Source organism: Stenotrophomonas maltophilia group sp. Smal17, assembly GCF_030237045.1.
In the GTDB taxonomy this organism is placed as follows: Bacteria; Pseudomonadota; Gammaproteobacteria; order Xanthomonadales; family Xanthomonadaceae; genus Stenotrophomonas; species Stenotrophomonas forensis.
In genome coordinates, this window is record NZ_JASJSU010000001.1 from 1 (window position 1) to 18,229 (window position 18,229).

Genomic DNA, 18,229 nt, shown 5'->3' on the forward strand with positions numbered 1-18,229 from the left:
GGCATGGATGCCGCGGCCAAGCCCCCATGGACGGGTTCACGGCGTCCCCGCACTCCGACACCGCCCCGCCATCCCACGGAATGCCGCTGTTGCTGTGCTGTTGCCGCTGAGGTTGCCGGCCAGCGGCCGGCACTACCACGGGTGCAGGGCGCAGCCCTGCCGGTACCCCTCAACGGCGGCGGCGCTTGCGGTCCACGTACAGGGTCTTGGCGATGCTCAGCACGATACCAACCGCGATGCCCACCACGCAGCCCAGCAGCAGGTTGTCGGCGCCAAGGCCTACGCCCACGCCCACCACGGTGGCGATGACCATCTCGACGGTGTGGGAAATCGGTTCGGGCTTCGGGGCGGACATGCGGGCTCCAGCGTCAGTTCTGTGCTTCGGAAGGGGCCGATGGCCCGGAAACGACGAAGCCGGGTTGCCCCGGCCTCGTCTGGTGTCACGTGCAGCGGGCCGTCAGTGCGATTCGGCCGGGCCTGCGATCGGCGGCAGCGGGCGGGCGTCACCGCCCTTGTCGTTGCCACCATCCTTGTTCGACTTGTTCCAGCCGGCCGGCGGCGGCGGATCGCGACCTTCCATGATGGCGTCGATCTGCGGCGCGTCGATGGTCTCGTACTGCAGCAGCAGCTGCGACATGGCGTGCAGCTTGTCCAGGTTGGCCGTCATCAGCTCGGTGGTGCGTGCGTAGGCCTCATCGAGGATGTTGCGCACTTCTTCGTCGATGCGGCGCGCAGTGTCGTTGGACACGCTCTTGTGCTGGGTGACCGAGCGGCCCAGGAACACCTCGTCGTCCTCTTCACCATAGGCGATCGGACCGAGCTGGTCGGACAGGCCCCACTTGGTGACCATGTTGCGGGCCATCTTGGTGGCGCGCTCGATATCGTTGGAGGCGCCCGTGGTGACCTTGTCGGCACCGAAGATCAGTTCCTCGGCAACGCGGCCACCGTACAGCGAGCACAGCTGCGACTTGATCGCCACGCGGTTCATCGAGTACTTGTCGCCTTCCGGCAGGTACATGGTCACGCCCAGCGCACGACCGCGCGGAATGATGGTGACCTTGTAGACCGGGTCATGCTCAGGCACCAGGCGGCCGACGATGGCGTGGCCCGCTTCGTGGTAGGCGGTGAGGGTCTTCTCCTCCTCGCTCATGGCCATCGAGCGGCGCTCGGCACCCATCAGGATCTTGTCGCGGGCACGGTCGAAGTGGTCCATGCGGACTTCCTTCTCGTTGCCACGCGCGGCAAACAGCGCCGCCTCGTTGCAGAGGTTGGCCAGATCGGCGCCGGAGAAGCCAGGGGTACCGCGCGCGATCACCATCGGCTCGACGTCGTCGGCCAGCGGCAGCTTGCGCATGTGCACCTTCAGGATGTGCTCGCGGCCCTTCACGTCCGGCAGGCCCACCACGACCTGGCGGTCGAAACGGCCCGGACGCAGCAGTGCCGGGTCCAGCACGTCCGGACGGTTGGTCGCGGCGATCACGATCACACCCTCGCCACCCTCGAAGCCGTCCATCTCGACCAGCAGCTGGTTCAGGGTCTGCTCGCGCTCGTCATGACCGCCGCCCAGGCCGGCACCACGGTGGCGACCGACGGCGTCGATTTCGTCGATGAAGATGATGCATGGGGCGTGCTTCTTGGCCTGCTCGAACATGTCGCGCACGCGGCTGGCGCCGACGCCGACGAACATTTCCACGAAGTCCGAACCGGAGATCGAGAAGAACGGCACCTTGGCTTCGCCGGCGATGGCCTTGGCCAGCAGCGTCTTGCCGGTACCCGGCGGGCCCACCATCAGCACGCCGCGCGGAATCTTGCCGCCCAGCTTGGTGAACTTGGACGGGTCGCGCAGGAAGTCGACCAGCTCGCCCACTTCTTCCTTGGCCTCGTCGCAGCCGGCGACGTCGGCGAAGGTGACCTTGATCTGGTCTTCGCCCTGCAGCTTGGCGCGCGACTTGCCGAAGGACATCGCGCCCTTGGCACCGCCGCCACCGCCCTGCATCTGGCGCATGATGAACAACCAGAAGCCGATGATCAGGATGACCGGCAGGAAGTTCATCAGGATCGCGCCCAGGGAGATGCCGCTGGACGGCTCTTCCTGCACGATCTCCACGTTCTTGGTGCGCAGCACGTTGATCAGGTCACGATCGAACGGTGCGGTGATGGTGGACGACTGCCCACCGCGGGTGGTGTAGGTCAGCTGGCTGGTGCCGCCGCGCATGTCGCCGCCGAAGGCGACCTTCTGCACGTTGCCGCTGTCCACCTGGTCCAGAAACTGCGAGTACGACGCACCCTGCGCCCCGGCCCCGGAGGTCTTGGGCGAGAAGCTCTGGAAGACCACCATCAGCACGACGGCGACGACCACCCATAGCAGGAGGTTCTTGGTCAAGTCGTTCATCCTCATTGGCTCCGGTGTTCCTCTTAGTGCTGGCGTTGCGTTGGGGTCGAACTTGCGTACGTTGCGAGCTTACTTCATGTGGGCGCGTTTTCCCTGACCCAAGGCATACACCTCGGGAGAGCGCTTGCGCGAGGCTTCCGGCTTGCGGATGGAGACCTTGTCGTACCTGCGGCGCATTTCGCGCACATAGTCGTCAAAGCCTTCACCCTGGAACAGCTTGATCAGGAAGGCCCCACCGGTCTTCAGGTGGTTGTCGGCAAAATCCAGGGCCAGCTCCGCCAGGTGCATCATCCGCGGCTGGTCGACCGCGCCCACACCACTCTTATTGGGGGCCATGTCCGACAGCACAAGGTCTACCGGCTGATCCCCGAGCATGGCTTCAAACTGAGATAGGACGGCTTCTTCCCTGAAGTCACCATGAAGGAACTCCACGCCGGCCAGCGGCGGCATATCCAGGATGTCCAGCGCCAGCACGCGGCCGGTGTCGCCGATCTGTCTCCGGACCTGCTGAGACCAGCCTCCCGGGGCCGCTCCCAGGTCGACCACGACCATGTGCGGCTTCAGCAACCGGTCACGTTCGAGCAGTTCTTCGAGCTTGTAGGCGGCGCGCGAGCGCATGCCTTCGGCCTGCGCCTTCTTCACGAAGGGGTCGGAGAAGTGTTCCTTGAGCCAGCGCTGGCTGCTTTTGCTGCGGGTTGCCATTGAAAATAGGGGCTGATGGGGTCCTCATGATACCCTGATCGCCCCATTCAACCGTCTTTTCCTGCATGTCCATCGCCCTGACCGCCTCCCAGACCCGTTTCCTGCGCGGCCAAGCCCACGACCTGAAGGCCCTGCTGCAGACCGGCGGCAAGGGCGTGACCCCGGCCTTCATCGCTGAGCTGAACGAAGTGCTGGAGCGCCATGAGCTGGTCAAGGTGAAGGTCGCTGCCGAGGACCGCGACGCCCGTGACGTGATGATCGGCGAGATTGTCGCAGCCACCGAAAGCGCGCTGGTGCAGCGCATCGGCCACGTTGCCGTGCTGTACCGCCCGAGCAAGGAACAGCGCCAGATCGTGCTGCCGCGCGGCTGATCGCCCACTGCCATGCAGCTGAACCACGAACCGCCTGATTACGCCTACAGCCTGCGCGCCGCCGACGGCCGCTCGGCGCGGGTCAACGACCAGGCGCTGGGCAGCAGCTTCTTCCTGACCCCGGACCAGCTGGTCGAGCACTGGCCGGTGAAGCAGGCCGCCGAACTGCAGCTGGCCGACCTGGAGCCAATCCTGGCACTGAACCCGGCGCTGATCGTGCTTGGCACCGGCGACCGCCAGGTGTTCCCGCCGGCCGTGGTGATGGCCGCCTGCCTGTCGCGCGGCATTGGCCTGGAAGTGATGAACAATCCGGCCGCCGCACGCACCTTCAACATCCTGGCCGCTGAAGGCCGCAAGGTCGCCGCCGCCTTCATCCTGGAAGGCTGAGTTCGAGTCGCCGGGTGCGCCCCGGCGCTAGCTGCCCGAAGCTGTGCAGCGGAAGGCCGAGAACGCCTTGAGCCGGCCAATCAGGTTGCCACCCTGCCCCCAGCGGATATCCATGACCTTCCAGTCGCGGTCCTGGCGCTGCAGCAGGACCCGGTCGGTCCAGCGATAGTCGCCTACGGCCATGTCAACGCGGATCCAGGTGGCGTCACCGCTCGATGCGGGCATTCCTACGGATATCGTTTCCGGTCGATCCGGGGCCAGCAGATACGGGCTCTGGTCGAGCATGTGCGGCTTTTCGTCGCGCGCGGCCAGCGCGCTGCAGGCCCGCTCGTAAGCGCGCTGAGCATCAATCGCTGAACGCAGGGCATCGCCCAGCAGCGGCGGAATGGCCGTTTCGTTCGACGCCGGTGCCTGGATGGCGTCGTAGAGACGGGTAACCACGTCACGCGGATCGCTGGCGGCGGTCGCCAATGGCGCGACGATGAGCAGCACGAGAGCGGAAGCAAAGCGGAACATGGGGCACCGGGGCGAATGGGACCACTCAAGAATGCCGGGTATTCCATCCGTCGTGAAGGCGAGCCTGCAACACACAAGATCGCAAGTGACCGCATCTCTACGCTACCCGAGTCGAGCATGGCTCGACGCTACAAGTCAGGAAGGCCGGGCATTGCCCGGCGCTACCCGATCCAACGGCGATCAGCGTGCCGGCAGGTACTGCTGCGGGTCGACCGGCTTGCCGTTGTAGCGAATCTCGAAGTGGACCATGTCGCGGTTCGCGCCGGTGCGGCCCATCTCGGCGATCTGCTCACCCGCCTTCACGCTCTGGCCTTCATTCACCAGGCGCTTGCGGTTGTGGCCATAGGCCGACAGCCATTGGTCGCTGTGCTTGATGATGATCAGCTCGCCGTAGCCGACCAGGCCGGCGCCGGAATACACCACCACGCCATTGGCCGTGGCCTTCACCGGTTGGCCGCTGGTGCCGGCGATGTCGACGCCCTGCTTGGTCGCGTCGCCGGCCACGTAACGGCCAACGATCGCGCCATCGGCCGGCCAGCGCCAGGCGATGTTGCTCTTCACCGGACCCGCCGGTGCGGTGGTCGGCGCGGTGCTGCCGGCACTGCTGCCACCGGAACGCGGGGCGGTGACCACCGTGGTCGGCGCGCGGCCGCCACTGGCACCAGCCGGATACAGCCGGATCACCTGGCCCGGATGGATCGTCGAGGGGTTGTCTAGGCTGTTCCAGGCGATCAGGTCGGCCGGAGTGATGTCGTGGATGCGGGCCAGCGCATAGATGGTGTCACCCTTGCGCACGACCACGGTCTGCCCCGGCTTGGGCACCGAGGTCTTTGGCGTGGTCACGCCCCCGCTGCTGCCGCCGCCACCGGGGCGGACCACAGTCGCGGTGCCACAGGCGGCCAGGGTGGAAACCAGCAACGCCAGCGCGCCTATGCGCACTCCCTTGCTCAGACGATCAGGACTCATGCGAACTTCGACCTCCATACAAGCCAGGCGATCAGCACCACCACCAACGCGGTGGCGATCCAGCCCAGCGGTTCAATCCAGCGGCGCAGCGCCGCTTCGGCACGCGCGCCACCGATCCGGATGACCGCGGCCAGCACGTACACGCGCTTGCCACGACCGATCAGCATGCTCAGCAGGTACTGCGGCATCGGTACGCCGACGATACCCGATGCCCACGTGAAGACCTTCATCGGGATCGGCATGAAGCCGCCCAGCACCAGGAAGGTGAACACCGCCCACGGCGATTCGGCCATCTTTGCCTGCACGGTGGTGATGCCCTGCTCGATCGCTGGCAGCATGCCCATCGCCTCGAACAGCGGCTTGATCGCCTCGAAGGCGAAATGGCCCAGTGCATAGCCGATCAGTGCGCCGACCATCGAGCCGGCCAGGCTGAGGGTGGCAAACCACCAGCCGCGTTTGGGCTGGGCCACGCACATCGGCGCCAGCATCACCTCCGGCATCACCGGGAAGATGATCGCCTCGAAGAAACTCAACACCGTCAGGTAGGTCGGCGCGCGTTCGTGCGCCGCCCACTTCATCGCCCGCTCGTACAGCGGCCCGAAAATCTTCATGCAACCCTGCTCCGTGGATTAGTCGAGCATGCCAGACAGCAGCGGCACGAAGGTGACCGGCGCCAGCACGCGTTGTTCGATGCTGCCGTCAGCCTTGCGGTCCAGCTGTACCAGCGACTGCGCTCCGGGGCCGCCGACCGGTGCCACCAACCGGCCGCCCTCGGCCAGCTGTTCGACCAGTGCGTCAACCAGTGCCGGCGCCGCAGCAGTGACCACGATGGCGCCGAACGGGCCGTGCTCGGCCCAGCCGACGCGGCCGTCGTCATGCTTGGTGCGGATGTTCATGCCCAGCGCCCGGAAGCGCTTGCGCGCCTGCCGCAGCAGGTCTCCGATGCGCTCCACGGTGTAGACCTCCAGGCCCAGCGCGCCGAGGATGGCCGCCTGGTAGCCGGAACCCGTACCGACCTCCAGCACCCGCTTCGGTGCACCCTGCAGCACCGCCTCGGTCATCCGCGCCACGACCCACGGCTGCGAAATGGTCTGCCCGTGGCCGATCGGCAGCGCGGTGTCTTCGTAGGCGCGCGAGGCCAGCGCCTCGTCGATGAACAGATGGCGCGGCACCACCCGGATCGCATTCAAGGTGGGCTCGTCGACGATGCCGGCCTCGCGCAGGCGATCGACCAGGCGATCACGCACGCGCTGCGAGGTCATGCCGATGCCGACAGCTTCCGGCTGCAATCGCAGGCGTGGACTCATGCCGGCCGGTCCAGCGCGGCACTGAGGCCGCCGACCCAGCTGGCCACCTTCTCCAGCGCCTGGTAGCGGGTCAGGTCGACCTGGATCGGGGTGATCGAGATATGCCCGGTGCGCACCGCATGGAAGTCGGTGCCGGGGCCGGAGTCCTGCTCGCGACCAGCCGGGCCGATCCAGTACACCTCGTTGCCGCGCGGGTCCTTCTGCGCGATGCAGCCTTCGGCGCGATGGCGGTTGCCGAGCCGGGTGACTTCAAAGCCCTTGACCTCGTTCCACGGCAGGTCAGGCACATTGACGTTGAGGATGGTGTCGGCCGGCAGCGGATCGGCCTTGAGCCGGGCGACGATTTCCACCGCGGCACGCGCGGCGGTCTCGAAGTGCTTCGGATCGTGATTGCGGCTGACCAGCGAGACCGCCACTGCCGGCAGGCCGAGGAAGCGACCTTCCATTGCCGCCGAGACGGTGCCGGAATAGATCACGTCATCGCCCAGGTTGGCGGCGTTGTTGATGCCGGACACGACAATGTCGGGCTCGAACTCCAGCAGGCCGGTCAGCGCCAGGTGCACGCAGTCGGTCGGCGTACCGGCCACCGAAACGGTGTAATGGTCGATGCGCTTGAGGCGGATCGGCAGGTCCAGGGTGAGCGAGTTGCTGGCGCCGGAGCGATCGCGGTCGGGTGCGACCACCGTGACTTCGTGGCCTGCCTCGCGCAGCACCGAGGCCAGCATCCGGATGCCTGCGGCGTCGACGCCGTCGTCGTTACTGACCAGGATTCGCATCTTCGATTTAACCGCTTGATTTTCCAAGAATTCGATTCCGTCACCGTGCAGTGTGGGCGGGACCGCCGTACTCCCCTGCGGAAGCCGTCGACCCTGCAAGGGCATCGTCTATTGTGCCGCATGCGAGCCGCGGGTCCTACCCTGCCGGCAGTCAGGGCCGACATCGAACCGTCATAGGCAGACCTGCGCCGGCGGTTTACCCTGTGCGCATGTCGCACCCTGAAGACGAAGATCCGGCCACCCTGTTCCGTGCGGCCATCGGCGAAGTGACGCCGCTGCGCAAGGATGCCGAACCGGCCCCGGCCGCGCCGCGGCCCAAGCCGCGCGCACGCATGGCCGAACGTGACGAGGCCGAAGCGGCTGGCGAATTCGCCCGGCTGCTGCGCGACAGCTCGCCGCTGGAAGCCGGCGATGTGGCCAGCTATCGGCGCGACAACCTGCCGCCGCGCCTGTTCCAGCGGCTGAAGCGTGGCCAGTATTCGGTGCAGGACGAACTGGACCTGCATGGCGCCACCGCCGCGCAGGCCGAGTCGCTGCTGCGCCAGTTCCTGCTGGAGGCGCATGCTCACGAATATGGTTGCGTACGCATCATCCACGGCAAGGGCCTGCAGTCCGATGGCGGCGCGCCGGTGCTGAAGAACCTGGTCGATCGCCATCTGCGCCTGCGCAACGATGTGCTGGCGTTCCATTCGGCACCGACCGGGCAAGGCGGTACCGGCGCGGTGCTGGTGCTGCTGGCACGCAGATGAAAAAGGGGACGGAGGGAATTAAGTCGCTTGTGGCACAAACGACTTAATTCCCTCCGCCCCCTTTTTTTGGTCAGGCCTGCGAGGCGTCTTCGACCGGGCCGAGTTCGTGCAGCACTGCGGTGGCGTAGCAGCCTGGCGGCAGTGCGAACGACAGTTCCAGCACGTCATCGGCCAGCCACACGTGCTGCAGCAACGCCGGACGCAGGCGCAGCGCGCGGCGCTCCTGCTTCAGGCGTGCGTCTTCCAGGCCGGCCCGCAGCGCTTTCGATTCCTCGTCGTCCAGCGCTGCCAATTCGAGCTCACGTGCAGCGTCGGTGCTGCGCAGCTCGCCCTCGCCCCACAGCGGTGCGCTGGGATGGATGTCGAAGCGCGCCAGGCGTTCGGCCAGTACATCGGTATAGGGCTCGGGGCCGAACACGCTGCGGCTGCCGTCCAGCATCCACACTTCGCCGTCCAGCGGCTGGTCCCAGCTGCCCTGCTCCACGCGCGCGGCCAGCACGCGGTTGAACAGTGCGGAACGGGCAGCCGACAGCAGCAGCGAACGCTGGTCCTTGCGCATGCGACGGCCACCGAACATCGCCAGGGCCGCAGGCACGTTGCCGCCGTCGCGGCCGAAGCGCTGCTCACCGAACCAGTTCGGCAGGCCGCGCTTGGCAATCTGCTGCAGGCGTTCGCTGATCGCTGCACGATCCCCCTTCACGTCGCGCAGCACCAGCTTGAAGCGGTTGCCGGCCAGTGCGCCGCGCTGCAGCTTGCGGTTGTGCCAGGTGGCGTCGAGCACTTCGATCTCATCACTGGCCAGCGCGGCGAGATCCGGCGCGATGCGTTTGGGCAGGTGCACGCTGAAGCGCTGGGTGGTGACGGCGTGGCGATCCTTCATGCCGGCATAGCTGACCGCCATTTCCGGCAGGCCCGCCCACGCCGCCAGCAGCTTGGCCACGTGCACGGTATTGGCACCGCGCTTGCGGATGTGCAGCAGCAGGTGCTCGCCTTCACCCGTGGCCTCGAAGGCCGGCAGTTCGTCGACCTGGAAATCGTCCGGCGTGGTGCGGATGCGTGCGGTGAGCAGCGGCGCACCGAACGCCAGCGGTACCGGAATCATGCCGCCACCAGCAGCACCACCGCCTGAGCAGCGATGCCCTCACCGCGGCCGGTGAAGCCGAGCTTTTCCGAGGTGGTGGCCTTGACGCTGACCGCGTCCAGCGGCAGCTGCAGCAGCCCGCCGATGCGCTCGCGCATCGCCAGCGCATGCGGTCCAACCTTGGGTCGCTCACAGATCACGGTGATGTCGGTGTTGCCGACGCGCCAGCCGCGCTCGCGCAGCAGGCTGTCGCAGTGGCGCACGAACTCACTGCTGTCGGCGCCCTTCCAGCGATCATCACTCGGGGGGAAGTGCTGGCCGATGTCACCCAGCGCCAGCGCGCCGAGCATGGCATCGCACAGGGCATGCAGGATCACGTCGCCGTCGCTGTGCGCGAGCACGCCACAGCTGTGCGGTACGTTCACGCCGCCAAGCATGATGTGATCGCCTTCACCGAAGGCATGGACGTCGTAGCCCTGGCCGATGCGGACGGGCGGGAACGGTGCGGTGCTCATGGATGCAACCCTTGCAGCAGGGCCGCGCGGGCAATCAGCCGGCGCGGCGGGAAAGTACGAATTCGAACCGGTCCAGATCGGCCGGGGTGGTGACCTTGAAGTTGTCCTCGCTGCCTTCCACCAGCAGCGGGCGCTGGCCCTGGCGCTCCATGGCCATGGCCTCGTCGGTGACCTCGACACCGGCGGCCGCAGCCTCGGACAGCGCACGGCTGAGCTGGTGGCGACGGAACAGCTGCGGGGTCAACGCACGCCACAGCCGTTCGCGCGGCTCGGTGCCATCGATGCCACCATCGTCGCCCGCGCGCTTGAGCGTGTCGCGCACCGGCGCGGCCAGGATCGCGCCGACCGGATCGGCACGACCGACTTCAAGCAGGCGACCGAGATCGGCCAGCGACAGGTTCGGACGCGCCGCGTCGTGGACCAGCACGAACTCGTCGGCGCGCACCGACTCCGGCAGCGCCTGCAACCCGGCCAGCACCGAAGCCGCACGGGTCGCGCCGCCGATGCAGGTCAGCACCGGCTTGCCCGCCCACTCGGTCCAGCCCGGCCAGTCGGCGTCGTCCTGCCCGACCACCACCATTGCCCCGGCCACGGCCGGATGCGCCAGCAGCGCGTCCAGGGTGTGGGCGAGCAGGATCTGCCCGCCCGCCTGCAGGTACTGCTTGGGTAGTGGCGCGCCAAAGCGGGTGCCTCGGCCGGCGGCCGGAACCACCACCCAGATCGCCGCGCTCACGGCACGTCCGCCGGATGTTCGGCGGCCTGGGCATTGGCACCTGCCGCAGACTGCGCCGGTGCAACCGGCGCATCTTCGACCACGCGGTAGAACTTCTCGCCGGGCTTGATCATGCCCAGTTCGCTACGCGCGCGTTCCTCGATGGCGGACTGGCCTTCCTTGAGGTCCTTCACTTCGGCAGCAAGCGCATCGTTGCGCTGCTGCAGGCCCTCATTGTCCCGCTCCTGGTTGGCGACCTGCGCTTCGAGCATCATCACTTCACCCGAATTGCCCGGACCGAACCAGAAGCGGTACTGCAGCCAGCCCAGCAGCAGGGCCAGCACCAGCAGCATCCAGCGCCAGTCGCGCATCGGCTCAGCGCTTCAGCGAAACGAACGCGTCACGACCGGCGTAACGCGCGCCGGCACCAAGGGCTTCCTCGATGCGCAGCAGCTGGTTGTACTTGGCCACGCGATCGCTGCGGCACAGCGAGCCGGTCTTGATCTGGGTTGCGGTGGTGGCAACCGAGATGTCGGCGATGGTGGTGTCTTCGGTTTCGCCCGAACGGTGCGAGACCACGGCGGCATAGCCGGCACGGTCGGCCATGGCGATCGCTTCCAGGGTTTCGCTGAGGGTGCCGATCTGGTTGACCTTGATCAGGATCGCGTTGGCGGTGCCTGAGTCGATGCCCTCCTGGAAGATCTTCGGGTTGGTCACGAACAGGTCGTCACCGACCAGCTGCACCTTCTTGCCGATGCGATCGGTCAGCAGCTTCCAGCCGGCCCAGTCGTTCTCGGCCAGGCCATCTTCGATGGTGATGATCGGGTACTGCGCGGCCCAGTCGGCGAGGAAGTCGACGAACTGCTCGGAGGTCAGGCGCTTGTTCTCGCCAACCAGGTTGTACTTGCCGTTCTCGAAGAACTCGCTGGAGGCCACGTCCAGACCCAGCAGCACGTCTTCACCGGCGGTGTAGCCGGCCTTGCCGATCGCTTCGAGGATGGTGTCGAGCGCTTCGACGTTGCTGCGGAAGTCCGGTGCGAAGCCGCCTTCATCGCCGACCGCCGTGCTCAGGCCGTGGCCCTTCAGCACCGACTTCAGCGAATGGAAGATCTCGGTGCCGGCACGCAGCGCTTCGGAGAACGAGGTGAAGCCCACCGGCAGCACCATGAATTCCTGGAAGTCGACGTTGTTGTCGGCATGCGCGCCGCCGTTGATGATGTTCATCATCGGCACCGGCAGCGACGGGGTCACGCCGGTCTTGGCGGCGAGGTACTGCCACAGCGCCTGCTTGTTCGAAGCGGCGGCAGCGTGCGCGGCAGCCATCGAAACACCCAGCAGCGCGTTCGCACCCAGGCGACCCTTGTTCTCGGTGCCGTCGAGGTCGATCAGGCGACGGTCGAGGCCGGCCTGGTCGGTGGCTTCAAAACCCTTCAGCGCGTTGGCAATGGCGCCGTTGACGTTGTCGACGGCCTTGCGCACGCCCTTGCCCAGGTAACGGGTCTTGTCGCCGTCACGCAGCTCGACCGCTTCCTTGGTGCCGGTCGAGGCGCCGGAGGGAACCGCGGCACGACCGAACGAACCGTCCTCCAGGATGACTTCGGCTTCCAGCGTGGGGTTGCCACGGCTGTCGAGGATTTCACGGGCGTGGATGCTGCGGATCGTACTCATGGTCGGGCCGGTTACCTGTATGGAGAGGGGGCGACAAAACGAATGCCGCGTGATTATCCCCGGCTGCCCGCCACTTGCCAAATGGCTTGATCGCCTTCAACCCCAGCTGGACCCGATCACGATCAGGGCCAGCGACAGAAGCATCACCAGCAACACGCCGGCAAGGGTCGCCCAGACCGGTCCTCGCTGCCGTCGCCAGGCCAGCACCATCGCCACCGCGCTGCCGACGAACGACAGGCCGAGCATGACCAGAGCGGCCAGAATCCAGTACTGCATGGCCCGCATGCCGTGGTTGCCGTCACCCGGCGAGCCGAAACTGGCCGCAAAGGCCATTACACCCAGCAGCAGGGACGCCCAGGCGAGCACGGACAGCCCCAGCGCGATCAGGCCCCAGGGCCAACCGCGGGCCGACGCGCTCGTATTCATCAAAGAAGACCGTAGAACAAGGCGCCCAGCCACAGCGACAGCAGGATGACCGCCAGGCCCGCCGCCACCTTGCCGCGATTCAGCCGCCAGGCCAGTACGGCGGACACGGCGCAGCCCACGGCAACCAGCAACTCGGCCACCAGCAACGCAATGAAATACGCCCGTAGATTGATGGCGCTGCCGCCATCACCGGGCGGCCGCATCGACGCGGCGCCGATCACCACCAGGCCGAACATGCCCACCGTGAACAACACGGCCAGGCCGAGTGCGATCAAGCCCCACGGCCATTGCTTCCAGTGCCGACGGTGACGCTGGGCGTCCAGCGCCGCCCGCGGGTCGCGACTCACGCGAAGCGCGAGAAGCCGTGCTTCTTGGTCACCGCATCGAGCTCCATCAGGGTCTCGAGCAGGGCCTCCATCTGATCCAGCGGCCACGCATTGGGGCCATCGGACAGGGCCTTGGACGGATCCGGATGGGTCTCGGCGAACAGGCCGGAGATACCCACCGCCACTGCGGCACGGGCCAGCACCGGCACGTGCTCGCGCTGGCCGCCCGAACTGGTGCCCTGGCCGCCCGGCAGCTGCACCGAATGGGTGGCATCGAACACCACCGGGCAACCGGTGTCGCGCATCACCGCCAGCGAACGCATGTCGCTGACCAGGTTGTTGTAGCCGAAGCTGGCGCCGCGCTCGCAGACCATGATCTGCTCGTTGCCGGTGGCCTTGGCCTTTTCCACGACCGGCTTCATGTCCCACGGCGCCAGGAACTGGCCCTTCTTGATGTTGACCGGCTTGCCGGCCGAGCACACCTTGCGGATGAAGTCGGTCTGGCGGACCAGGAACGCCGGGGTCTGCAGCACGTCCACCACCGAGGCCACTTCGTCCATCGGGGTGTATTCATGGACGTCGGTCAGCACCGGCACGCCGATCTGCTTCTTCACCTCGGCCAGCACCTTCAGGCCCTCTTCCATGCCCGGGCCGCGGAAGGCGGTGCCCGAAGTGCGGTTGGCCTTGTCGAAGCTGGACTTGAAGATGAAGTTGACGCCGAGGCGGTCGGTGATCTCCTTCAGCTTGCCGGCGGTATCGAGCTGCAGCTGCATCGACTCGATCACGCAGGGGCCCGCGATCAGGAACAGGGGCTGGTCCAGCCCGACCTCGAATCCACACAGTTTCATGGCGTTTCCTTGTTGTCCGCAGCACCGGCCATGCCGGTGCGCTGGGGGTTGAAGCATGCAGGATGGGGGCCGAAGCCCCCATTCACAAGTCAGGCGCGCACTTCGGAAAGCAGCTTGCCGCCCGCCTTGCGCTCGCGCGCGGCACGGATGAAACCGATGAACAGCGGGTGGCCGTCACGCGGCGTGGACAGGAATTCCGGGTGCGCCTGGCAGGCCAGGAACCACGGGTGCGCATCGCGCGCCAGCTCGACTACTTCCACCAGGGTGTCGTCCATCGACTTGCCGGCGATCACCAGGCCCGCGTCTTCCAGCTGGGTGCGGTAGCGGTTGTTGAACTCGTAACGGTGGCGATGGCGCTCGGCGACCACATCCTTGCCGTACAGCTCACGGGCCAGCGTGCCCGGCTTCAGGCGCTGTTCCTGCAAGCCCAGGCGCATGGTGCCGCCCAGGTCGCTCTTGTCGTCACGCTTCTCGACGTCGCCAGTAGCGGTGCGCCATTCGGTGATCAGGCCGATCACCGGGTTCGGCGACTGGCGATCGTTCTCGGTACTGTTGGCGCCTTCCAGGCCGACCACGTTGCGGGCGTAATCAACCACCGCCGCCTGCATGCCGTAGCAGATGCCGAAGTACGGCACCTGCTGCTCGCGCGCGAACTTCGAGGTCAGCACCTTGCCTTCAAAACCACGGTCGCCGAAGCCACCCGGCACCAGGATGCCGTCGACGTCGGCCAGCGCGGCCATGTCGGTGCCTTCCAGGTCCTGGGCTTCCAGCCACTTCAGGTTGACCTTGGTGCGCTGGCGCAGGCCACCGTGCTTGAGCGCCTCGCCCACCGACTTGTAGGCATCCTGGTGGTCGACGTACTTGCCGACCACAGCAATGGTGACTTCGTCCAGCGGGTGCAGGGTCGCGTCGACCGCATCCTCCCACATCGACAGGTCGACCGGACCGGCCTTGTCGGCCAATTTCAGCTGGTTGACCACGATCTCGTCCAGGCCCTGCGCGTGCAGGCCGGACGGAATGCGGTACAGCACGTCCACGTCAGGCACGCTGATGACGGCGCGTTCGGAGACGTTGGTGAACTGCGCGATCTTGCGGCGCTCCGAATCCGGCACGGCCTGCTCGGAACGGCACAGCAGCACGTCCGGCTGGATGCCGATCGAGCGCAGTTCCTTCACCGAGTGCTGGGTCGGCTTGGTCTTCAGCTCGCCGGCGGCGCCGATGTACGGCACCAGGGTGAGGTGCATGAACAGCGCCTTCTCCGGGCCGCGCTCGGTGCGCACCTGGCGGATCGCCTCCAGGAACGGCAGCGATTCGATGTCGCCCACGGTGCCGCCGATCTCGACCAGCGCCACGTCATAGCCTTCGGTGGCTTCGTCGATGCAGCGGCGGATCTCGTCGGTGATGTGCGGAATGACCTGCACGGTGGCGCCCAGGTAGTCGCCGCGGCGCTCCTTGCGGATTACGTTCTCGTAGATGCGGCCGGTGGTGACCGAGTTCTTGCGGCTCAGGCGGGTGCGCACGAAGCGTTCGTAGTGGCCCAGGTCGAGGTCGGTCTCGGCGCCGTCGTCGGTGACGTACACCTCACCGTGCTGGAACGGGCTCATGGTACCCGGGTCCACGTTGATGTACGGGTCGAGCTTCATCATCGTGACCTTCAGGCCACGGGCTTCGAGAATGGCGGCCAGTGACGCCGCGGCAATGCCTTTGCCGAGCGAGGACACCACGCCGCCGGTTACGAAAATCAAGGGAGTCATGGCTGCAAGCATCCTGTCTGGAAATGGAAAACGGCAGCACCACGCGCGCCCGGAGGGCGGGCATGGAGCCTGAAGGGGGTTTTCCGGTTCGCTGGGGCAGCGAGGGAGGTGCGGAACCGTGCGGCGGCAGGCGCCGGACGGGGACCACCGTGCGAGGTCGGGGCGGCCGTGCCGGCCCTATCGACCGTCACCTGCGACCCGCATTGCTGGCGACCACGCATGGTCGCGCCAGCCCATTCGCAAAGGGTGGACACGCACTTACTCCCGGAAAGCCGTAGTTTACAGATTGATGGCCGCCAACCCAAGAGGCAGTTGCGGCCATCACCCAAAAGAAACGCCCCGCAGAGCGGGGCGTCGGGGGGCGAATCCCTTGCGGCAAGGGCTTCGGAGGGTGGAAGGATTACTTCTTCTTCCTCGCCTCTTCTTCCTCTTCCTTCTGCGGGGCCGGCTGGCCCTGCGCCTTCATTTCGGCAGTGGCCTGCGCGCGACGCTTGGCCTTGGCATCCGCCTCGGCCTGCGCCTTGTCGGCCTGGTCACCCTGCTGCGGCGCCGGCTGGCCGGCGTTCTGCGCCACCACCAGCGGCACTGCAACGGCGGCAGCGGCCAGGATCGCAATGGTCAGCAACTTCTTCATGAGGTCCTCCTCGCGGTATGGCTTGGACGTTTCGACCCAACCGGGGTCGCCGGCGTTCAGATTCCAGCGGCTGCCATTTTACCCCCTCCCCGGCGCCGAGGCTGAACCGCAGGCGTGCAAATTCCCCGTCCACACCGCACACTTGCGCGTCGCTCCGCGCTTTGAAGATAGATGAACGCACGCTATAACGCCGCCGATATTGAAGTCCTGTCCGGCCTTGACCCGGTCAAGCGCCGTCCTGGCATGTATACCGACACCGCGCGCCCGAACCACCTGGCGCAGGAAGTGATCGACAACTCGGTGGACGAGGCCCTCGCCGGCCACGCCCGTTCGATCGAGATCACCCTGTACAAGGACGGCAGCGTGGAGGTCAGTGATGACGGCCGCGGCATGCCGGTGGACATCCACCCGGAAGAGAAGATTCCGGGCGTCGAACTGATCCTGACCCGCCTGCATGCGGGCGGCAAGTTCAGCAACAACAACTACACCTTCTCCGGCGGCCTGCACGGCGTCGGCGTCAGCGTGGTCAACGCGCTGTCGACCCTGGTGGAAGTGCACATCAAGCGCGAAGGCGCCGAACACCGCATCACCTTCCGCAATGGCGACCGCGCCACCCCGCTGGAAGTGGTCGGCAGCGTCGGCAAGAAGAACACCGGTACCCGCGTGCGCTTCTGGCCGGACCCGAAGTACTTCGATACGCCGAAGTTCGCGGTGCGCGCACTCAAGCACCTGCTGCGCGCCAAGGCGGTGCTGTGCCCCGGCCTGACCGTCAAGCTGACCGACGAAGCCACCGGTGAAGTCGATACCTGGTACTACGAAGACGGCCTGCGCGATTACCTGAAGCTGGAACTGGGCGAGCGCGAATCGCTGCCGGCCGACCTGTTCGTCGGCAACCTGAAGAAGGACACCGAAGTGGTGGACTGGGCCGTGGCCTGGCTGCCGGAAGGTGAACTGGTGCAGGAAAGCTACGTCAACCTGATTCCCACCGCGCAGCACGGCACCCACGTCAACGGCCTGCGTACCGGCCTGACCGAGGCGCTGCGCGAGTTCTGCGACTTCCGCAACCTGCTGCCGCGCGGCGTCAAGCTGGCCCCGGAAGACGTGTGGGATCGCGTGTCGTTCGTGCTGTCGCTGAAGATGACCGACCCGCAGTTCAGCGGCCAGACCAAGGAACGCCTGTCTTCGCGCCAGGCCGCCGGCTTCGTCGAGGGCGCGGCCCACGATGCCTTCAGCCTGCTGCTGAACCAGAACGTGGAGCTGGGCGAGAAGATCGCGCAGATCGCCATCGAACGCGCCAGCGCGCGCCTCAAGACCGAGAAGCTGGTCGTCCGCAAGAAGGTCACCCAGGGCCCGGCGCTGCCCGGCAAGCTGGCCGACTGCATCAGCCAGGACCTGTCGCGCACCGAGCTGTTCCTGGTGGAAGGTGACTCGGCAGGCGGTAGCGCGAAGCAGGCCCGCGACAAGGACTTCCAGGCGATCATGCCGTTGCGCGGCAAGATCCTGAATACCTGGGAAGTTTCCTCCAACAGCGTGCTGGCCTCGGAAGAAGTGCACAACCTGGCCATCGCCATCGGTTGCGACCCGGGCAAGGATGACATCAGCGGGCTGCGCTACGGCAAGGTCATCATCCTGGCCGACGCGGACTCCGACGGCCTGCACATCGCCACCCTGCTCACCGCGCTGTTCCTGAAGCACTTCCCGGCGCTGGTCGATGCCGGCCACGTGTTCGTGGCGATGCCGCCGCTGTTCCGCATCGACGTGGGCAAGCAGGTGTTCTACGCCCTGGACGAGGAAGAAAAGCGCTCGATGCTGGACAAGATCGAACGCGAGAAGATCAAGGGCGCCATCAACGTGACCCGCTTCAAGGGCCTGGGCGAGATGAACCCGCCGCAGCTGCGTGAATCCACCATCCACCCGGATACGCGCCGCCTGGTGCAGCTGACCGTGGACGATCGCGAGCAGACGAGTTCGCTGATGGACATGCTGCTGGCCAAGAAGCGCGCCTCCGACCGCAAGGGCTGGCTGGAAACCAAGGGCGACCTGGCTTCGCTGGAAGTCTGACGCCATCCTCTGGTAGTGGGGGGGGGGGGGGGGGGGGG

At 66.6% G+C, this 18,229-nt stretch carries 22 protein-coding genes; 4 read left to right on the forward strand and 18 right to left on the reverse strand.

Annotated elements, in window-relative coordinates; translation table 11 throughout:
• Positions 1-169: 169 nt before the first annotated feature.
• The 3 genes from QRO93_RS00005 to rlmE form a co-directional block, all read right to left on the reverse strand.
• On the reverse strand, positions 170-355 hold the full coding sequence (locus QRO93_RS00005; RefSeq protein WP_008265807.1) for a hypothetical protein: 186 nt from the start codon (positions 353-355) through the stop codon (positions 170-172).
• A 102-nt stretch (positions 356-457) separates the two neighbouring features.
• Positions 458-2,392: an ATP-dependent zinc metalloprotease FtsH gene (gene ftsH / locus QRO93_RS00010; protein ID WP_014036751.1), complete on the reverse strand. Its 1,935-nt coding sequence runs from the start codon at positions 2,390-2,392 to the stop codon at positions 458-460.
• Positions 2,393-2,461: 69 nt separating this feature from the next.
• Entirely contained in the window at positions 2,462-3,094 is a 633-nt protein-coding gene (gene rlmE, locus QRO93_RS00015; protein WP_006431652.1) for a 23S rRNA (uridine(2552)-2'-O)-methyltransferase RlmE, read from the reverse strand.
• A gap of 65 nt (positions 3,095-3,159) precedes the next feature.
• On the opposite strand from rlmE, the gene yhbY reads away from it, so the two are divergent.
• Positions 3,160-3,465, forward strand: coding sequence for a ribosome assembly RNA-binding protein YhbY (yhbY, locus tag QRO93_RS00020; RefSeq protein WP_006431650.1), 306 nt, complete (start codon positions 3,160-3,162; stop codon positions 3,463-3,465).
• Between the two features lie 12 nt (positions 3,466-3,477).
• Complete coding sequence (locus QRO93_RS00025; RefSeq protein WP_053449348.1) at positions 3,478-3,852, forward strand: Mth938-like domain-containing protein; 375 nt, start codon at positions 3,478-3,480, stop codon at positions 3,850-3,852.
• A gap of 27 nt (positions 3,853-3,879) precedes the next feature.
• Here the strand turns inward: QRO93_RS00025 and QRO93_RS00030 are convergent, their stop codons facing one another.
• From QRO93_RS00030 to surE, 5 genes are all read right to left on the reverse strand, one after another.
• Positions 3,880-4,368 carry a hypothetical protein gene (locus QRO93_RS00030; protein WP_053449347.1) on the reverse strand — a complete coding sequence of 163 codons (489 nt, stop codon included), beginning with the start codon at positions 4,366-4,368 and terminating at the stop codon, positions 3,880-3,882.
• A gap of 180 nt (positions 4,369-4,548) precedes the next feature.
• Entirely contained in the window at positions 4,549-5,334 is a 786-nt protein-coding gene (locus tag QRO93_RS00035; RefSeq protein WP_053449346.1) for a peptidoglycan DD-metalloendopeptidase family protein, read from the reverse strand.
• Positions 5,331-5,945, reverse strand: coding sequence for a YqaA family protein (locus tag QRO93_RS00040; protein WP_008268526.1), 615 nt, complete (start codon positions 5,943-5,945; stop codon positions 5,331-5,333). Before QRO93_RS00040 ends, QRO93_RS00035 begins: the two co-directional genes overlap by 4 nt.
• 18 nt (positions 5,946-5,963) lie before the next feature.
• Positions 5,964-6,641, reverse strand: coding sequence for a protein-L-isoaspartate(D-aspartate) O-methyltransferase (locus QRO93_RS00045; RefSeq protein ID WP_180880963.1), 678 nt, complete (start codon positions 6,639-6,641; stop codon positions 5,964-5,966).
• Complete coding sequence (gene surE / locus QRO93_RS00050) at positions 6,638-7,417, reverse strand: 5'/3'-nucleotidase SurE (protein ID WP_008266466.1); 780 nt, start codon at positions 7,415-7,417, stop codon at positions 6,638-6,640. Before surE ends, QRO93_RS00045 begins: the two co-directional genes overlap by 4 nt.
• A 209-nt stretch (positions 7,418-7,626) precedes the next feature.
• On the opposite strand from surE, the gene QRO93_RS00055 reads away from it, so the two are divergent.
• Positions 7,627-8,166: a Smr/MutS family protein gene (locus QRO93_RS00055; RefSeq protein ID WP_180880964.1), complete on the forward strand. Its 540-nt coding sequence runs from the start codon at positions 7,627-7,629 to the stop codon at positions 8,164-8,166.
• A 70-nt stretch (positions 8,167-8,236) separates the two neighbouring features.
• On the opposite strand, the gene truD is transcribed toward QRO93_RS00055, so the two are convergent.
• The 10 genes from truD to QRO93_RS00105 form a co-directional block, all read right to left on the reverse strand.
• Positions 8,237-9,268, reverse strand: a complete 1,032-nt coding sequence (gene truD, locus QRO93_RS00060) for a tRNA pseudouridine(13) synthase TruD (protein ID WP_180880965.1) — start codon at positions 9,266-9,268, stop codon at positions 8,237-8,239.
• Positions 9,265-9,762 carry a 2-C-methyl-D-erythritol 2,4-cyclodiphosphate synthase gene (gene ispF, locus QRO93_RS00065; protein WP_014646702.1) on the reverse strand — a complete coding sequence of 166 codons (498 nt, stop codon included), beginning with the start codon at positions 9,760-9,762 and terminating at the stop codon, positions 9,265-9,267. Before ispF ends, truD begins: the two co-directional genes overlap by 4 nt.
• A gap of 34 nt (positions 9,763-9,796) precedes the next feature.
• On the reverse strand, positions 9,797-10,495 hold the full coding sequence (gene ispD / locus QRO93_RS00070; protein ID WP_053449344.1) for a 2-C-methyl-D-erythritol 4-phosphate cytidylyltransferase: 699 nt from the start codon (positions 10,493-10,495) through the stop codon (positions 9,797-9,799).
• Entirely contained in the window at positions 10,492-10,845 is a 354-nt protein-coding gene (gene ftsB / locus QRO93_RS00075) for a cell division protein FtsB (protein ID WP_006431483.1), read from the reverse strand. Before ftsB ends, ispD begins: the two co-directional genes overlap by 4 nt.
• A gap of 4 nt (positions 10,846-10,849) precedes the next feature.
• Positions 10,850-12,142 carry a phosphopyruvate hydratase gene (gene eno / locus QRO93_RS00080; RefSeq protein WP_008266559.1) on the reverse strand — a complete coding sequence of 431 codons (1,293 nt, stop codon included), beginning with the start codon at positions 12,140-12,142 and terminating at the stop codon, positions 10,850-10,852.
• Positions 12,143-12,238: 96 nt separating this feature from the next.
• Positions 12,239-12,568 (reverse strand): hypothetical protein, encoded by a 330-nt coding sequence (locus QRO93_RS00085; RefSeq protein WP_164085883.1) that lies wholly within the window; start codon positions 12,566-12,568, stop codon positions 12,239-12,241.
• Positions 12,568-12,915: a hypothetical protein gene (locus QRO93_RS00090; RefSeq protein ID WP_180880966.1), complete on the reverse strand. Its 348-nt coding sequence runs from the start codon at positions 12,913-12,915 to the stop codon at positions 12,568-12,570. Before QRO93_RS00090 ends, QRO93_RS00085 begins: the two co-directional genes overlap by 1 nt.
• On the reverse strand, positions 12,912-13,742 hold the full coding sequence (gene kdsA / locus QRO93_RS00095) for a 3-deoxy-8-phosphooctulonate synthase (RefSeq protein ID WP_006431480.1): 831 nt from the start codon (positions 13,740-13,742) through the stop codon (positions 12,912-12,914). Before kdsA ends, QRO93_RS00090 begins: the two co-directional genes overlap by 4 nt.
• Before the next feature lie 89 nt (positions 13,743-13,831).
• Positions 13,832-15,496: a CTP synthase gene (locus QRO93_RS00100; RefSeq protein WP_040008072.1), complete on the reverse strand. Its 1,665-nt coding sequence runs from the start codon at positions 15,494-15,496 to the stop codon at positions 13,832-13,834.
• A 400-nt stretch (positions 15,497-15,896) separates the two neighbouring features.
• On the reverse strand, positions 15,897-16,130 hold the full coding sequence (locus QRO93_RS00105) for a hypothetical protein (protein ID WP_053511464.1): 234 nt from the start codon (positions 16,128-16,130) through the stop codon (positions 15,897-15,899).
• Positions 16,131-16,301: 171 nt separating this feature from the next.
• Between QRO93_RS00105 and parE the strand changes: the two genes are divergently transcribed.
• Positions 16,302-18,191: a DNA topoisomerase IV subunit B gene (gene parE / locus QRO93_RS00110; RefSeq protein ID WP_049458019.1), complete on the forward strand. Its 1,890-nt coding sequence runs from the start codon at positions 16,302-16,304 to the stop codon at positions 18,189-18,191.
• Positions 18,192-18,229 lie beyond the last annotated feature (38 nt).

Bases quoted from the DNA above. Each gene is read 5' to 3' on its own strand.
- QRO93_RS00005 (WP_008265807.1), bottom strand. From the start codon at position 355: ATGTCCGCCCCGAAGCCCGAACCGATTTCCCACACCGTCGAGATGGTC.
- ftsH (WP_014036751.1), bottom strand. From the start codon at position 2,392: ATGAACGACTTGACCAAGAACCTCCTGCTATGGGTGGTCGTCGCCGTC.
- rlmE (WP_006431652.1), bottom strand. From the start codon at position 3,094: ATGGCAACCCGCAGCAAAAGCAGCCAGCGCTGGCTCAAGGAACACTTC.
- yhbY (WP_006431650.1), top strand. From the start codon at position 3,160: ATGTCCATCGCCCTGACCGCCTCCCAGACCCGTTTCCTGCGCGGCCAA.
- QRO93_RS00025 (WP_053449348.1), top strand. From the start codon at position 3,478: ATGCAGCTGAACCACGAACCGCCTGATTACGCCTACAGCCTGCGCGCC.
- QRO93_RS00030 (WP_053449347.1), bottom strand. From the start codon at position 4,368: ATGTTCCGCTTTGCTTCCGCTCTCGTGCTGCTCATCGTCGCGCCATTG.
- QRO93_RS00035 (WP_053449346.1), bottom strand. From the start codon at position 5,334: ATGAGTCCTGATCGTCTGAGCAAGGGAGTGCGCATAGGCGCGCTGGCG.
- QRO93_RS00040 (WP_008268526.1), bottom strand. From the start codon at position 5,945: ATGAAGATTTTCGGGCCGCTGTACGAGCGGGCGATGAAGTGGGCGGCG.
- QRO93_RS00045 (WP_180880963.1), bottom strand. From the start codon at position 6,641: ATGAGTCCACGCCTGCGATTGCAGCCGGAAGCTGTCGGCATCGGCATG.
- surE (WP_008266466.1), bottom strand. From the start codon at position 7,417: ATGCGAATCCTGGTCAGTAACGACGACGGCGTCGACGCCGCAGGCATC.
- QRO93_RS00055 (WP_180880964.1), top strand. From the start codon at position 7,627: ATGTCGCACCCTGAAGACGAAGATCCGGCCACCCTGTTCCGTGCGGCC.
- truD (WP_180880965.1), bottom strand. From the start codon at position 9,268: ATGATTCCGGTACCGCTGGCGTTCGGTGCGCCGCTGCTCACCGCACGC.
- ispF (WP_014646702.1), bottom strand. From the start codon at position 9,762: ATGAGCACCGCACCGTTCCCGCCCGTCCGCATCGGCCAGGGCTACGAC.
- ftsB (WP_006431483.1), bottom strand. From the start codon at position 10,845: ATGCGCGACTGGCGCTGGATGCTGCTGGTGCTGGCCCTGCTGCTGGGC.
- eno (WP_008266559.1), bottom strand. From the start codon at position 12,142: ATGAGTACGATCCGCAGCATCCACGCCCGTGAAATCCTCGACAGCCGT.
- QRO93_RS00085 (WP_164085883.1), bottom strand. From the start codon at position 12,568: ATGAATACGAGCGCGTCGGCCCGCGGTTGGCCCTGGGGCCTGATCGCG.
- kdsA (WP_006431480.1), bottom strand. From the start codon at position 13,742: ATGAAACTGTGTGGATTCGAGGTCGGGCTGGACCAGCCCCTGTTCCTG.
- QRO93_RS00100 (WP_040008072.1), bottom strand. From the start codon at position 15,496: ATGACTCCCTTGATTTTCGTAACCGGCGGCGTGGTGTCCTCGCTCGGC.
- QRO93_RS00105 (WP_053511464.1), bottom strand. From the start codon at position 16,130: ATGAAGAAGTTGCTGACCATTGCGATCCTGGCCGCTGCCGCCGTTGCA.
- parE (WP_049458019.1), top strand. From the start codon at position 16,302: ATGAACGCACGCTATAACGCCGCCGATATTGAAGTCCTGTCCGGCCTT.